13 protein-coding genes are annotated in these 14,221 nt (G+C 62.8%); 6 read left to right on the top strand and 7 right to left on the bottom strand.

Going from position 1 to position 14,221, the window contains the following annotated elements; all coding sequences use genetic code 11:
• Positions 1 to 27 precede the first annotated feature (27 nt).
• A complete protein-coding gene (locus ACTHNE_RS08605) occupies positions 28 to 807 on the bottom strand; it encodes a transposase (protein WP_440269027.1) in 780 nt (259 codons plus the stop codon).
• A 337-nt stretch (positions 808 to 1,144) separates the two neighbouring features.
• Here ACTHNE_RS08605 and ACTHNE_RS08600 point away from each other — a divergent pair, with 337 nt between their 5' ends.
• The 3 genes from ACTHNE_RS08600 (at position 1,145) to ACTHNE_RS08590 (ending at position 4,242) form a co-directional block, all read left to right on the top strand.
• The gene (locus tag ACTHNE_RS08600; RefSeq protein ID WP_324938774.1) at positions 1,145 to 2,257 is read left to right on the top strand and encodes a calcium:proton antiporter; all 1,113 of its coding nucleotides are present in this window, start codon (positions 1,145 to 1,147) and stop codon (positions 2,255 to 2,257) included.
• Between the two features lie 242 nt (positions 2,258 to 2,499).
• Positions 2,500 to 3,234 carry a 2OG-Fe dioxygenase family protein gene (locus tag ACTHNE_RS08595; protein WP_324938776.1) on the top strand — a complete coding sequence of 245 codons (735 nt, stop codon included), beginning with the start codon at positions 2,500 to 2,502 and terminating at the stop codon, positions 3,232 to 3,234.
• Positions 3,235 to 3,333: 99 nt separating this feature from the next.
• Complete coding sequence (locus tag ACTHNE_RS08590; protein ID WP_324938778.1) at positions 3,334 to 4,242, top strand: helix-turn-helix domain-containing GNAT family N-acetyltransferase; 909 nt, start codon at positions 3,334 to 3,336, stop codon at positions 4,240 to 4,242.
• A 141-nt stretch (positions 4,243 to 4,383) separates the two neighbouring features.
• Here ACTHNE_RS08590 and ACTHNE_RS08585 read toward each other — a convergent pair whose 3' ends face one another.
• A complete protein-coding gene (locus ACTHNE_RS08585; protein ID WP_324938782.1) occupies positions 4,384 to 5,826 on the bottom strand; it encodes an alkaline phosphatase family protein in 1,443 nt (480 codons plus the stop codon).
• A 141-nt stretch (positions 5,827 to 5,967) separates the two neighbouring features.
• On the opposite strand from ACTHNE_RS08585, the gene ACTHNE_RS08580 reads away from it, so the two are divergent.
• Both ACTHNE_RS08580 and ACTHNE_RS08575 read left to right on the top strand, forming a co-directional pair.
• The gene (locus ACTHNE_RS08580; RefSeq protein ID WP_324938786.1) at positions 5,968 to 6,726 is read left to right on the top strand and encodes an SDR family NAD(P)-dependent oxidoreductase; all 759 of its coding nucleotides are present in this window, start codon (positions 5,968 to 5,970) and stop codon (positions 6,724 to 6,726) included.
• A gap of 145 nt (positions 6,727 to 6,871) precedes the next feature.
• A complete protein-coding gene (locus tag ACTHNE_RS08575) occupies positions 6,872 to 8,848 on the top strand; it encodes a ferritin-like domain-containing protein (RefSeq protein WP_324938789.1) in 1,977 nt (658 codons plus the stop codon).
• On the opposite strand, the gene ACTHNE_RS08570 is transcribed toward ACTHNE_RS08575, so the two are convergent.
• Positions 8,849 to 9,019 carry a hypothetical protein gene (locus ACTHNE_RS08570; RefSeq protein ID WP_324938792.1) on the bottom strand — a complete coding sequence of 57 codons (171 nt, stop codon included), beginning with the start codon at positions 9,017 to 9,019 and terminating at the stop codon, positions 8,849 to 8,851.
• Between the two features lie 259 nt (positions 9,020 to 9,278).
• On the opposite strand from ACTHNE_RS08570, the gene fabV reads away from it, so the two are divergent.
• On the top strand, positions 9,279 to 10,484 hold the full coding sequence (gene fabV / locus ACTHNE_RS08565; RefSeq protein WP_324938796.1) for an enoyl-ACP reductase FabV: 1,206 nt from the start codon (positions 9,279 to 9,281) through the stop codon (positions 10,482 to 10,484).
• A 265-nt stretch (positions 10,485 to 10,749) separates the two neighbouring features.
• On the opposite strand, the gene ACTHNE_RS08560 is transcribed toward fabV, so the two are convergent.
• The 4 genes from ACTHNE_RS08560 to ACTHNE_RS08545 all read right to left on the bottom strand — a co-directional run bounded on the left by ACTHNE_RS08560 (position 10,750) and on the right by ACTHNE_RS08545 (position 14,183).
• Positions 10,750 to 11,913: a YncE family protein gene (locus ACTHNE_RS08560; RefSeq protein WP_324937566.1), complete on the bottom strand. Its 1,164-nt coding sequence runs from the start codon at positions 11,911 to 11,913 to the stop codon at positions 10,750 to 10,752.
• Between the two features lie 50 nt (positions 11,914 to 11,963).
• The gene (locus ACTHNE_RS08555; RefSeq protein ID WP_324937568.1) at positions 11,964 to 12,734 is read right to left on the bottom strand and encodes a creatininase family protein; all 771 of its coding nucleotides are present in this window, start codon (positions 12,732 to 12,734) and stop codon (positions 11,964 to 11,966) included.
• A 136-nt stretch (positions 12,735 to 12,870) separates the two neighbouring features.
• On the bottom strand, positions 12,871 to 13,188 hold the full coding sequence (locus ACTHNE_RS08550; RefSeq protein WP_324937570.1) for a hypothetical protein: 318 nt from the start codon (positions 13,186 to 13,188) through the stop codon (positions 12,871 to 12,873).
• 248 nt (positions 13,189 to 13,436) lie between these two features.
• Positions 13,437 to 14,183, bottom strand: coding sequence for a glutathione S-transferase family protein (locus ACTHNE_RS08545; RefSeq protein ID WP_440269026.1), 747 nt, complete (start codon positions 14,181 to 14,183; stop codon positions 13,437 to 13,439).
• Positions 14,184 to 14,221 lie beyond the last annotated feature (38 nt).

Here is a 14,221-nt window from a genome sequence, read left to right as displayed (position 1 = left end):
CGTTGGCATCGTGCTTCGCTCGGACCCTCACCCGCCTCTCGGCACCCTCTCCCGCAGGGAGAGGGACTCACTTGGATAGGTTCTGCAAGCGTCCATATCCGGCACGCTCTGCTCCATCACCTCCACCTGCCGCCGCGGCCGATGCGCCGGCCGCACCTTGGCATGCCGGCCGAAGGTCGCCTCCACCCAGCTCTGAAACACCGGCGAACCCAGCGCACGTTGTTGCTGCACATAGGCGCGGATGTCCCGCAGCATCACAGGATCGATATCCAGCTCGAACAAGCAGCGATACGCCTGCGCGCGCTGCTCCGACGACTGCCCCAGAGCCAGATACTGCGCATGCGGCACCACCACCGGATCGGACGCGCCCAGCGCATTGCTGCCGTAGCTCGACCACGGATACGACAACGGCCTCGGCATCCAACCGCTGCGCACCGGATTGGACTCGATGTAGCGCTGGCAGGTGAGCACGTATTCGGTGCCGATCAGGCAGGATTTGTAGCGCCCTTCCCACAACGTGCCAGAACGCCGGTACATGGTGTTGAAGTAGCTGACGTAATTGCGACCGATCGCTTGCATCATGCCGGCCAGCGCACCCACGCGCGAGGGCGTCACCAGCAGGTGCACGTGATTGCGCATCAACACGTACGCATGCACGCTGCATTCCCAGCGCCGGCTGGCATGCAGCAATTGCGCTAGATAGCAGCGGCAGTCGGCCGGTAGGCGAAAACATTCCTCGCCGTCATGTCCGCGTTGGATGATGTGCTGCGGCACATGGGCAAGGTCGAACCGTGGCGATCGTGGCATCGTGTAGCCTCCCTGCGGCGATGCGTGATGCGGTCGATGTATTGAAGATGCAGCCCGCGTGATTCCAGACCGTGGCACGCCCAACGTCGCGTCATGCAGCGGTTTTGCGTGGATCGAAATCGAATAGCCGCTCGTTCCCTTTGATATCCCTCCGGAACAAGCCTTCCTGGATGTTGCCTCGGCAAGCCTAGCTCCCGCCGCGGTGTAAAAACCGTGATGGAAGAATCGGTGCGGCGGGCTGCAAAAAACGGGGACAGATCGAACTAACGAAAACGTCCGTAGCGGCCATCGTTGGGTAATATCCAGATCGGCACGGAAGATCCGATCGAGGCAACGCATGCATAAAACCCTGACGACAGTGCGCCCATGGGCCGGCTGGCTCACCGTTACACTGTTCCTGCTGTTCGGCGCGCAATGGATCGATGGCTACGCCCATCCCGCACTGATGCTCGTGCTGTTCGCGTGGCTGTTCCTGATGATCGTGTGGGTCGCCTTCGGCGTGGTGCACGAAGCGGAAACGCTGGCGGACATGCTGGGCGAACCGCTGGGTACGCTGGTGCTCACGCTTTCCATCGTGGTGATCGAGGTGGCGCTGATCTCGGCTGCCATGCTCGGTTCGACCGGCAATGCCACACTCGCGCGCGACACCATGTATGCGGTGTTCATGATCGTGCTCAACGGCGTGGTGGGGCTGGGCCTGCTGATGGGCGGCCTCCGGCACTACGAGCAGACGTACAACCTCAAGGGCGCGTCGGCGTATCTGTCGGTAATCATCCCGCTGACCATCATTGCGCTGGTGCTGCCGAACTTCACCACCTCCACGCCTGACGGTTCGCTGGCGCCGCCGCAGGCGATCGCGTTCTCGCTGCTCACCATCGCCTTGTACGGCATTTTCCTGTGGCTGCAGACCGGAAGGCATCGCGGCCATTTCGTCGCGCCCGACGCACAGCCGGCGGAGCCGAAGGAAACGCATCGCGCCGAGGTGGCGATCGACAAGAAGCTGCTACTGCGGCACTTCGCGCTGCTGCTGGTCCATATCCTGCCGATCATCATTCTTTCCAAGAGCCTGGCGAAACTGCTCGACCACGGCATCGAAACCACTGGTGCGCCCAAGGCGCTCGGCGGCGTGGTGATCGCCATGCTGGTGTTCGCGCCGGAAGGCATTTCCGCCCTGAACGCGGCGCGCACCGATCGACTGACGCGCGCCATCAATCTTTGCCTGGGCTCGGTGGCCTCCACGCTGGGTTTGACGGTACCGGCGGTGCTGGCCATCAGCCTTTACACCGGGCGATCCGTGCTACTCGGTCTGCCGCCATCGAGTATGGTGATGCTAGTCGCCACGCTGATCCTCGGCGGCATGACCTTCTCCAGCTCGCGCACCACCATGCTCGATGGCGCGGTGCATCTATCGCTGTTTGCGGTGTTCGTGGTGTTGATCTTCAGCCCTTGAGGCGGTGTTCGCCGGAATGTCCATGTAGGTTGGGTTAGCGCAGCGTAACCCAACGATATCGCTTTGAAGACGTGGGGTTACGCTGCGCTAACCCAACCTACGGGGCATCTCCGCCCAGGCTGTCTATCGGCCAAGGCACAAGGGCTGGCCAAGATCGACGTGCTCGGCATGCAGTAGTCCACTCGCCGGCTGAGCTCCATTCCAGCCGGCGAGCTGTCGAATGGCCGGCGCTATAATGCGCCATGCAAAATCGCATCGCTTCGCCCGTTCCCGCACTGTTCGACGCCCTCACGCGCGACGGCTTCTCCTTCGTCATCGCCGATGTCATGCGGCCATTGCTGCAATCGTCGGGTGAGCTGTCCGACTGGGATGCGTTTGTCGAAAGCTGGAACCACTTGGGTCCCGATCCGTATCTTGCCGCCACCGGGCGCTTGCGCCGGCGCCGCCATGCTAGCTACACCGCTACACCGCATGCCGGCATCGAACTCATGGCGCACCAGCCGCATTACCAGGCGCTGCAATACAACCGGCTGCAAGGCGATATCGAGCGCTGGTTCGAGCCCATCGAGACCCAGGTGGCGAACGGCGCCAGCCTGCGCGCCGTGCTCGGCTTCTGCAACGGCTTCTTCAGCTCGCTGGCGCCCGCTGTCGCGCGCTGGCACGTGGAAGTGCATCAGTTTCGCATCGAAGCGAGTTCCGACGCGGCCGGCGAACCCACGCCCGAAGGCAGTCATCGCGATGGCGTGGATTTCGTGCTGGTGCTCTTGATCGACCGCCAAAACATCGCCAGCGGTACCACCACCATCCACACGCCGGACGGACAACTGCTGGGCGATTTCACCTTGACGCACGCATTCGATGCGGCGCTGATCCATGACCCGCGCGTGTTCCATGGCGTAACGCCGGTGACGCCGCTGGTACCGGGCCAGCCGGCGCACCGGGATGTGCTGGTGGTGACGTTCCGCGCCAAGGCCTGAAGGCATCGGTTTTCAATGCTCGCGGGGCTTTGCTTCCGCCCGCAGCCGCCCCGACACATTAGTTGCTAAAAGCAACTATGTGGATCTAGACTGCACTGCATGGACACCCACAGCATCCAACCGCAGATCGCACAGCAGGTTTCCGCGGTGCGCGAGTTCAACCGCTTTTACACCGCCAGGCTGGGCCTGCTGCGCCGCAAGCATCTCGATGGCGAATTTGCCCTGACCGAGGCGCGCATCCTGTATGAGGTGAGCGCCAACCCGAAGCTCACCGCATCGTCGTTGCAGGAGACGCTGGAGCTCGATGCGGGCTATCTCAGCCGCTTGCTGGCCGGATTGATCAAACGCAAGTTGCTTCGTCGGGTGGCTTCGAAGACCGATGCGCGGGAAAAACCGCTGATGCTTACCGCTACGGGCGAAAAAGCGGTGGCGCGCTTGAACCAGCAATCCTCGGCGCAGATCCAGCAACTGCTTGCGAAACTCAACGCCACCGATCGGACTGCGCTGCTGACCTCGCTGGCGACGATCCGCAACTTGCTCGAAGACCGGCCGAAACCGGTGCGCGTCGTGCGCCTCGACGAGGTCAACGACGATGCGCTTGCCTTGCTGCGCGAATATTACGAAGCGGTGCACGTCGTGCAGCGTGATTCGCCCGGAAGCGTGCAGAAACTTATCGATGCGCCTGCTTCCGGTCTGTGGCTGGCCTACCTCGGCGATGAAGCTGTGGGTTGCGTGGCACTGCGCAAGCTGAAATCCATACCGCGCGCCAGCGAGTGCAAGCGTCTCTATGTAAAGCCGTCCGCACGCGGCAACCGCATCGCCGATCTGCTGCTCGATGCGCAGGAAGCATATGCGGGCAGCCAGGGCGTCGAGTGGATTTATCTCGATAGTTACGACGACCTGAAAGCAGCGATTGCGATTTACGAAAAGCGCGGCTACGAGCGGTGCGCGCGTTACAACGATAATCCGCAGGCGACGTTGTTTATGCGGAAGTATCTGGGTGCATGAAGTTGCGCGTAATTTTTAGAGTGTCCTGATCGTCATTCCGGCGAAGGCCGGAATCCATCGCCAGTACGAAGCATGGATTCCGGCCTTCGCCGGAATGACGACTCGGTTTTCGGTCGCGATCTCTCTGTATGTCACCTGCGTTTACTTCTTCAACCCAGCACGACTCGCCTTCCACGCCGCCACCCGCTCCCTGATATACCGGTCATAGTCGTAATCCGTCTCCAGCCGCGGCGGCAAGCGATGCGTGTCACCATCCGCATCGGGCACCGGCAAGCTCGAGACGAGATCTGCATACACCTCCTGCAAATGCGAAGGCTTGTTGGCGGAAGGATTGGCGCCTTTCGATGCAGGCACTACTACACCCGACAACGGATCATCCGTGCGCGGCGTCGCCAGGCTGAGCACGCTGCCCACATCGGGAGCCGCCGCATCGCGCGCGGTCAGGGCGGAAAGCCCCCACCGCTGCTGCACGGTTTTCAGGATCGAGGTGTGGTCGAACGGCGTATCGCCGCTGGCGCGGAACACGGTGCCGGCCGGAATCAGCGGCGAGACCAGCACAGTCGGTACGCGCGGACCGAAGCGCTTGAAGTCGAAACCGTATTCGCCGGCCGAGTTGTCCGGCGGTACTGCGTTGGTCGGTGGCGGCACGTGGTCATAGCAGCCGCCGTGCTCGTCGTAGGTGATGATCAACAGCGTCTGGCTCCACTGCGGGCTGTTGCGCAGCGCGTAATACAGGTCGTGGATGTATTGCTCGCCCAGCGCGACGTCGTAATTGGGGTGCTGGCTGTTGCCCTTCGAACCCCAGCTCGGTTCCAGGAACGCATACGAAGGCAGCGTGCCGTTCGCGGCCTCCGCCTGGAAATCCTTGAACTGGCCGAAATAGCTGTCGGACAGGTTGGTGATGTCGCTGAAGCTGTGGCGCGTGAGCGGGTCGGCGTCGTAGCCGTAGATTTTCCAGCTGATGTTCTGCTTGCCGAGTGCGCTGTAGATGGTCGGCGCGGTGAAGCTTTTGGTCTTGTCGTCCATGTGTCCTTGCGAGGTGGCTGCATGGACGAAGGCGCGGTTGGGCAGGGTTTCGGTGGGCGCCGAGCCGTACCAGTGGTCGCACACGGCAAAGCCGCGCGCCAGGGCGGACAGCACCGGCAAGGTATCGGCCGTGTGCACGCCCATGATGTCGTTGGCGGTGGTGCCGGGCACGATCGAATAGCTTTTGTTTTTCGATTCCCAGCTCAGGGTGGCAGCAAAGTTGCTGACGAAGCCCTGGTTTTTCGCCACCGGCGGCGTCGGTGCGGTGTTGCTGCCGAACAGTTGCGCATTGGTGGCCGTGTAGCCTTCGCCAGGATCGGCGCCGGGCATGTAATAGGTGGTGGTGCCGGGCTGGATCTTGAACACGGTGACCGCATTGCCGCCGACACCGCCCGGGTTGGATTCCTTGCCGGTCAGGCCTTCGAACGCTTGTCCGGCCGGCGACACATTGCCGGCGTCGGCATAGAGGAATCCAAGCATGTGATCGAATGAACGATTCTCCAGCATCAGCACAACGATGTGGTTGATCGCGGACAGCCCTGTACCGGAAGTCGCCATGCCATGCAGCCTCGTGTGTGAAGGAAACGTCATGACGCATGCCTGCGCGTGACTGCGGCTACCTTAGTCAATTGCGGTGACAGTTTCCCGCGAACTTCCTCCACAATTCAGTGATCGTCCACGTTGCCACAGGAGACACTCATGAATACCCCGATCGCCCTCATCACTGGCGGCAGCCGCGGACTGGGCAAGAGCATGGCGCTGACGCTGGCCGGGCATGGCACCGACGTGGTGCTGACGTATCGTTCCAACCAGGCCGAGGCGCAGGCGGTGGTGGAGGCCATCACGCAACAAGGCCGCCGCGCCGTCGCGCTGCCGCTGGATGTGGGCAAGGTGGGCAGCTTCGCCTCATTCGCAGAGCAACTGCGCGCGACGCTGAGACAACACTGGCAACGCGACCGTTTCGATTATCTGGTCAACAACGCCGGCATCGGCGTGCACGCCAGCTTTGCCGAAACCACCGAGGCGCAGTTCGACGAACTGGTGAACGTGCACCTGAAGGGCGCGTTCTTTCTTACCCAGACCCTGCTGCCGCTGATCGCCGATGGCGGACGCATTCTCAACATCTCCAGCGGCCTGGCCCGTTTCGCCCTGCCCGGCTACTCGGCGTATGCCGTGATGAAAGGCGGCATCGAAGTGCTTACGCGTTATCTCGCCAAGGAATTGGGCGAGCGCCGCATCGCCGTGAACACGCTCGCACCCGGCGCCATCGAGACCGACTTCGGCGGCGGCGTAGTGCGCGACAACAAGGATGTGAATGCCTATATCGCTTCGCAGACCGCACTTGGGCGAGTGGGCCTGCCGGACGATATCGGCGGCGCCGTGGCGATGCTGCTGTCGAAGGAGAGCGGCTGGATCAATGGGCAGCGTGTGGAAGCTTCGGGCGGGATGTTTATTTGAGCACCCGTAGGTTGGGTTAGCGCAGCGTAACCCAACGAGCTTCGCGAAAACTGTTGGGTTACGCTGCGCTAACCCAACCTACGGGAGGGGTCACGGCCATCCAATCGGTGTACCTTTCCATCCTTACATCAAGAGGGAAGCAGCCGTGGTCAGCTACACCCCTACGCATTCGGTTCCCAGTCGCGAGCAGGCCTTGCATGCGTTGTACGAGGCGGCGGAACTCGAACACTGCCTGATGTGCACCTATCTCTACGCAGCGTTTTCATTGAAGACATCGGTGGATGAAGGCGTCACGCCCGCGCAACTGGAAGCGATCACGCGCTGGAAGCGCAGCATGCTGCAGGTAGCGATCGAGGAGATGGGCCACTTGATGTCGGTGTGGAACATCACCGTGGCGCTCGGCGGCGCACCGCGCGTGGGGCGGGTGAATTTTCCGCTCGATCCGGGCTATTTGCCGGCCGGCGTGGTGGTGAAGCTGGCGCCGTTCAACATGGCCACGCTGCAGCATTTCATCTACCTGGAACGCCCGGCCGGTTCCGCCGAGCCGGATGGCGAAGGCTTCGAGCCCGAACGCCATTTCGTGCGCGGCGCGACCGGGCCGCGACTGACGCCGATGGGCATCGATTACGACACGGTGGGCGCGTTCTACCAGACCCTGGCCAATGGCCTGCGCCGCCTGGCCGAGATGCACGGCGAGGCCGGCGCCCTGTGCGGCAATCCTGCGCTGCAGCTGTCCAATGCGGAAGTATCGCTGCCCGGCGCGAACAAGGTGATCTGCCTGAAGACGGCGCTGGCCGCGTTCGAATACATCATCGTGCAGGGCGAAGGCGCGCAGGAAAACACCGAGAACTCGCATTACCAGCGCTTCGCCGCAATCCGCGCGGAATACCAGGCCTTGCTGGCTGCCGATCCGTCGTTCAAGCCGGCGTTCCCGGCGGCCACCAATCCGGTGCTGCGCCGCCCGCCGCGTCCCGAAGGCCGTGTGTGGCTGGAAAACGAGGATGCGATCGCGACCGTCGACCTGGCCAATGCCGCCTACGGTTTGATGCAGCGCCTGCTTGCCTATACCTACGCCGTACCGGCGCCGGATCCGGACAAAGCACTGTCGCTCGATCTGGGCATCGGACTGATGCACGCCTTGGCGCCGCTGGCCGAACGCGCGGCGCGCTTGCCGGCTGGGCCTTCCAATCCCGACTGCCACGCGGGCATCACCTTCATCACCCTGCGCGATACCTCGCCGCTGCCGCCCGGTCCTGCTGCACGCCGCTTTTTCCGCGAGCGTTTTCAACAACTGAGCGAAGCGGCGGAACGCCTGAGCGCCGCGGGCGATCCGCGCACGATCGCCGCGGCCTCCGTGCTCAAGCGTCTTGCGCAGCAGGCCGAGCAGGGTTTCGATCTGTCGCGTCCCGCACCGTCGACCGCAGCGCCTGCGCCTGTCGCGGAGCCTGCGCCAGCTGCGCCGGCGTCCAACGTGCAGGACGGCATCGAAGAGGTCGAAGGCGAAAAGCTTACGCTGCGCTTCGAGGCCAAGCGCTGCATCCACGCGCGCTTCTGTGTGACCGGCGCGCCCAAGGTGTTCCTCGCCAACGTGCAGGGGCCGTGGCTTTATCCCGACGCGATGGATGTCGAACGCCTGGTGGATATCGCGCACGCCTGCCCATCCGGCGCTATCCAGTACCGCCGCCGCGATGGACGCGCGGATGAAACAGCGCCGCCGGTCAACCTGGCCGCGACGCGTGAGGCGGGGCCGTATGCATTCCGCGGCGATCTGCGCCTCAGCGGCCAGTCCGCCGGCTTCCGCGCTACGCTGTGCCGTTGCGGCGCCTCGAAGAACAAGCCGTTCTGTGATGGCTCGCATCACGAGGCGGGTTTCAGCGCCAGCGGCGAACCGCCCACCGGGACGGCGACCGATGCGCTGGACGTACGCGACGGCCCGCTGCAGATCGATCCGCAGTTGAACGGCCCGCTGCGCGTGCGCGGCAACCTGGAAATCGTCAGCGGTACAGGCCGCATGGTGGCGCGCGTCACCAGCACCTATCTATGCCGCTGCGGGCAAAGCCAGAACAAGCCGTTCTGCGATGGCAGTCACGCCAAGGTCGGGTTCAGCGCCGACGGCGCGTGATCACTTCTCGTCCTTGCAGCGCTGGTTGTCTTCGCCGGTATCGTTCAGCGCGTCGCCGGCGTCGTTGGTGTCTTCCAGCCGCTGCGGCGGGCCGCGTTTGGTGTGCGGATCGTAGGGCTGGGTGACGGGCGGGGACTTGGTGTCCTTGGAATCATTGCGTCCGGTAGGCATGGTGCACCTCGCTCGCATGGTAACGGCTCCACTATGCGACGGGCATGACGAAGATCCGGTACCGGTAGCGTTAAAGGAACGTAGGTTGGGGTGCAAATCCCAACATTGGATGTTGATCGACATGGCGATGTTGGGGTTTGCACCCCAACCTACGAGGAGATCGCCCCGGCGATGCGTATCCAGCGTCTCCCTGCGGCAGCGAATGGAGCCCCACCCCGTTTAGAATGGCGTCCTTGTGCTCAAGACGTGAGGGTTCTTCGTGGTCATCCATCCCAAGGTTCGCGGCTTTATCTGCATCACGGCGCATCCGGTCGGTTGCGAGCAGAACGTGCGCGAGCAGATCGGCATCACCAAGGCCAAGGTCGGCGCCGCCGCAGGTCCCAAGCGCGTGCTGGTGATCGGCGCTTCCACGGGATACGGCCTGGCCTCGCGCGTCACCGCCGCCTTCGGTTATGGCGCGGCGACGCTGGGCGTGTTCTTCGAGAAGCCTTCCACCGAAGCCAAGCCGGGCACCGCCGGCTGGTACAACTCCGCCGCATTCGACAAGCTCGCCAAGCAGTCGGGCCTGTATGCGCGCTCCATCAACGGCGATGCGTTCTCGAACGAAACGCGCGCGCGCGCGATCGAGCTGATCAAGCACGAGATGGGCGGTCCGATCGACCTGGTGATCTATTCGCTCGCCTCGCCGGTGCGCAAGCTGCCGGACAGCGGCGAGGTGGTGCGTTCCTCGCTGAAGACGATCGGCCAGCCGTTCACCGCCTCCTCGGTGGATACCAATAAAGACGCCGTCGTGCAGGTCACGGTGGAACCGGCCACCGAGCAGGAAATCAAGGACACCGTCGCCGTGATGGGTGGCGAGGACTGGGCGCTGTGGATCGACGCGCTGAGCAAGGCCGGCGTACTGGCCGACAACGCCACCACCGTGGCCTACAGCTACGTCGGCACCGAGATCACCTGGCCGATCTACTGGCACGGCACCATCGGCCAGGCCAAGCAGCATCTGGACAACACGGCGCACGAACTCAACCAGCGCTTCGCCGCGCAGAAGCTGCACGCCTATGTGGGTGTGATGAAGTCGGTGGTGACGCAGGCCAGCTCGGCCATCCCGGTAATTCCGCTGTACGTCTCCATGGTGTTCCGCATCATGAAGGAGAAAGGCCTGCACGAAGGCACCATCGAACAGGCCAACCGCCTGTTCCACGATTTTCTTTATCGCGCCGACGGCACCGCACCGGCCATCGACGAGGAAGGCCGCCTGCGCCTGGACGATTGGGAACTGCGCGAGGACGTGCAGCAGGCCTGCAAGGCGCTATGGCCGCAGGTCAACACGGAAAACCTGTGGGAGAAGACCGACTACGCCGGCTACAAGCACGAGTTCCTGCGCCTGTTCGGCTTCGATCGCAAGGACGTGGATTACAACGCGGATGTGAATCCGGATGTGAGCTTCGACGTGGTGCAGTTGTAACCGCGCCTGTCTCTTCTCACCGTTGGTCGATAGCGTTGACTCTCGCTTGTGCGAACCGTAGCTCCCTCCCCTGCTTGCAGGGGAGGGTCGGGGGTGGGGTTGTCTGGGCTTGCTGCACTATTGAAATGTATCGCGAGGTTGCTTCACCCCACCCTAGCCCTCCCCTGCAAGCAGGGGAAGGGACGCATCCTGGTGAGCTGAAATTCCGAGCCAAAGCATGAGCAGACACCAACAAAAAAAGGCCGGCAATGCCGGCCTTTTTGCATCACCGCATGATGCCCGTATGCCCCAGCGAGAACCGCCCCGGCTGCGGCCACACCGCCAAACCATGCGGCTCCATGCCGACCTTGATGATCTTCACCTTGCCGGTCGCGGTATCGAACGCATACACCACATCATCGAAGCGGCCCGACAGCCACAGCCACTTGCCGTCAGCCGTGACGTTGCCCATGTCGGGACTGCCGCCCCCCGGAATCGGCCAGTTGGCAACGACCTTGCGCGTGGCGAAATCGATCACCGACACGCTGCCCGGACCGCCGTGCGGGCCATGCACCTTGTTCGAACCTCGATTGGCGACGTACAGCTTGGTGGCGTCGCGGCTGGGATACAGGCCGTGCGTGCCGATGCCGGTCTTGATGAAACCGATCTGCTTGAAACTGTCGCCATCGATCAGGTACACGCCGTCGGCCATCATGTCGGCCACGTAGAACACCTTGCCGTCCGGCGACACGCGGATGTCCTGCGGCATGCCGCGCTTGTTGAGCAACAGGTAGCCGAGCACCTTGCGGTTGACCATGTCGATCTTCACCAGCTTGCCGCCGAATTCGCAGGTAAAGATGGCGTACTTGCCGTCGATCGAGAAATCGGCGTGGTTGATGCCCTTGCATTCGGGCGCCGACAGGCGGGACTTCAACGCCATCGTATGCGGATCGCGGAAATCCAGGCGCGCGAACGCTTCGGCGACGACGATCGCTTCCTTGCCGTCCGGCGTGAAGTACATGTTGTACGGATCATCCACCGGATCGGCTTTGCCGGGCTTGCCGGTCTTCGGATCGATCGGGGTGAGGCTGCCGTCGTTGCGGCCTTCGGCGTTGTTGGTCACCCACAGCGTTTTCAGGTCCCACGCCGGCACCACGTGCTGCGGGCTACGGCCGACCGGGAATTTGTCGACCACCTTGAAGGTGGTCGGATCGATCACGTACACGTCGTTGGAGCGCAGGTTCGGCACGTAGATGCGCGCCGGATCGTTCGCCACGACCGGGCTGAGCATGTCGTAGCCCGCGTTGCTGTACATGTTGCTGGGGTTGGTAACCGGCGGCATGCCCGCCACGGTCTGCACGGTTTGCGCCGCTGCAGCGGCCGTGGCACACAAACTGGCCAGCACGATGCCGGCACGCAAGGCAAGACGCCCAAAACGATCAGATTTCACGGCAAATTCCCGTATTTGGAGAAAACGTTCGATTCACTTCGATGCTTGCGTCAACGCGCCGCGGTGGCTTGGCGGATAGCGTCGACGGTGCGCGAAACTATAGCATCCACGCCTAGTTGGCCGAGCTCTGCGGTGGAACGCCGCGGGTCGCCGCCGTACACGCCGTCGGCCGCGCTCGGCTTGGGCGCACTGCGCAATTGATTTTGCCGCACCATCTGCGGTGCCACGGCCAACTGCAAGGAGGTATCGGCCAAACCGGCATGCGTGCCGATTTCATCGTCGCGGATGCCATGCTGGCGCAGCAGTTGCGCATAGCCATCGGACGAGGTGGCGTAGTACACCGCTGGCAGAATCGCGCGCGCCTTGGTGCCGGCCCAGGTTTTGTTCAAATGCGCTACCACTTGCTGCAAATCCTTCTGGTAGCCGCCGTGATCGCCCAGGAAGACGATGTTGCGAAAACCATGCACGGCGAAACTGTTCGCTGCCGATTCCAGCAATTTTTCGAATACGTCATCGGGCACGGTGATGGTGCCGGGAAAACGCATGTGCGAGGTGGGCGGCGCATAGCTGCCTTCCGGCACGTAGGCCACCACTGGCGCGACCAGCGCATTGCCGAGTTTCTGCGCGATGCGATCGGCAAGGTATTGGGCGCGCACGTTGTGCTTGCCCACAGCGATATACGGACCGCTCTGCTCGGTGCCGCCGATGGGAATGATGACGGTGGTCTTGCCGGCCTGGATCTGCTCGCGCAGCTCGGTCCAGGTAAGATTTTGCAGTTGAACGGTCTGCGGTGCCTGTGCGAACGAAGCCTGCGCGGCCATGGCAAGCGCGACACCTGCGGCGGCGCATCGGAATAAACGCGTGATCATGAGGCGCGATGGGATGTGAAGAACTTGGGCGCCCTATGGTTGCACGCCGGTGCCCTCTTCGCATCCCTTTCACGCGAATTTGCCGCGTTTATTCACTTTCCTGCGGAATGGCCCGGCGAAAAATTTCCTCCCAATAGGCCATGCGTTCCGAATAGGCTTCGCGCACCGATTCGGGCTGGTCGTTCTGCAGGCTGCGCACATGGGTGATCGGCAAGGTAGCCGAGGCCATCTGCCGCCAGGCGTCCGCGGCGGCTCTCAAGTGGGAATGGGACGATAGCAGCGCGGCGATGACCTGCTGATCCACCATCTGCTGCGCGCTCAATGCCATCAGGCCTTCGAGCGCGATATCGGTGCGCTCGGAAAGGAACGCCACAGCTTCGCCCCAGTTATTGAAGCTGACTTCCATGACGGGCTCCTGGGTTCGGGGAGACGTCTACAGCCTAGGGGTGTGCCGATCAATTCTGTGTAGGCACCGATGGGGTCGTTCACCTGGGGTATGCGTTCTTTCCTTACCTGTTCGTCGCCCCGGCGAACGCCGGGGCTCAGCGCCTGTCAGGTTGCAAGTTACTGGGTCTCGGCTTTCGCCGGAACGACGATGTATCGAGCCTTACCGCTATGGTCCGAGGGAACGGTTCTCGCCGAGCACCGATCCTGTCAGACCGTCTCCACCTCCCGCAACGGTTTCCACTCATGCTGCGGGTAATAGCGCGCCATCAATCGCCCCACATAGGCGACCAGATTCACGCGCCCCGCCACGGCATCACGCAAGGGCGTATCGAAGAACGGGGTAAGAATCGACGCCAGTATGGCGAACGCGAACGCGTCTACCGCCGTCATGCGCTCGCCCATCAGGTACGGCTTGTCGCCCAGCAAGGTCGCCACCGCATCGATCGAACGCACGCCCAATGCGGCGATCTCGCCCGCCGAGTGACGGCCGATACCGTGTCCGCGCAGGTCTTCATGCTTGCGCGCCTGCAAGGTGCGACGCAGTTGTTCGCGCTCGGCTTCCGGTGCACTGTCGGCGAAACGCGCCGGACCCTTGGCGAAATTTTCCGGCACGATCCAGCGAAACCACACCATCGCGAAGTAAAGGTGGTCTTCCAGCATCCGCTCGATCGCCCATGCCTGGGCGCGTTGCAATGCATCCAGGCCTTCATCCAGATCCATGCCGTACTTGCGCTCGATGTGCGCACGGATGAAGGTGGAATCGCAAATGACCTCGCCAGCATCTTTCAGGTAAGGCACCTTGCCCTTGGGCGCCTGCGGCGGAATGGTGGATTCGGTTGCATAAGGTAACCCCGCCATTTGCAATTGCACGTTGCTCTTGATCACGAACGGACTGGTTTCCGGCATGCCGAAGCCGGGGCGGGTAACGTACAGGGTGATGTCGGGCGTGGTCATAATCCTCAAGATCCGCACAGTAAGGAATGAATAGCTTG

Source organism: Dyella sp., from assembly GCF_051954575.1.
In the GTDB taxonomy this organism is placed as follows: Bacteria; Pseudomonadota; Gammaproteobacteria; order Xanthomonadales; family Rhodanobacteraceae; genus Dyella_B.
The sequence above is the reverse complement of the archived record's forward strand: the minus strand, read 5'-3'. Positions and strand labels throughout refer to the sequence as shown.

Excerpts from the sequence above, each read along its gene's own strand:
- ACTHNE_RS08605 (WP_440269027.1), bottom strand. The coding sequence starts at position 807 with ATGCCACGATCGCCACGGTTCGACCTTGCCCATGTGCCGCAGCACATC.
- ACTHNE_RS08600 (WP_324938774.1), top strand. The coding sequence starts at position 1,145 with ATGCATAAAACCCTGACGACAGTGCGCCCATGGGCCGGCTGGCTCACC.
- ACTHNE_RS08595 (WP_324938776.1), top strand. The coding sequence starts at position 2,500 with ATGCAAAATCGCATCGCTTCGCCCGTTCCCGCACTGTTCGACGCCCTC.
- ACTHNE_RS08590 (WP_324938778.1), top strand. The coding sequence starts at position 3,334 with ATGGACACCCACAGCATCCAACCGCAGATCGCACAGCAGGTTTCCGCG.
- ACTHNE_RS08585 (WP_324938782.1), bottom strand. The coding sequence starts at position 5,826 with ATGGCGACTTCCGGTACAGGGCTGTCCGCGATCAACCACATCGTTGTG.
- ACTHNE_RS08580 (WP_324938786.1), top strand. The coding sequence starts at position 5,968 with ATGAATACCCCGATCGCCCTCATCACTGGCGGCAGCCGCGGACTGGGC.
- ACTHNE_RS08570 (WP_324938792.1), bottom strand. The coding sequence starts at position 9,019 with ATGCCTACCGGACGCAATGATTCCAAGGACACCAAGTCCCCGCCCGTC.
- ACTHNE_RS08555 (WP_324937568.1), bottom strand. The coding sequence starts at position 12,734 with ATGGCCGCGCAGGCTTCGTTCGCACAGGCACCGCAGACCGTTCAACTG.
- ACTHNE_RS08550 (WP_324937570.1), bottom strand. The coding sequence starts at position 13,188 with ATGGAAGTCAGCTTCAATAACTGGGGCGAAGCTGTGGCGTTCCTTTCC.
- ACTHNE_RS08545 (WP_440269026.1), bottom strand. The coding sequence starts at position 14,183 with ATGACCACGCCCGACATCACCCTGTACGTTACCCGCCCCGGCTTCGGC.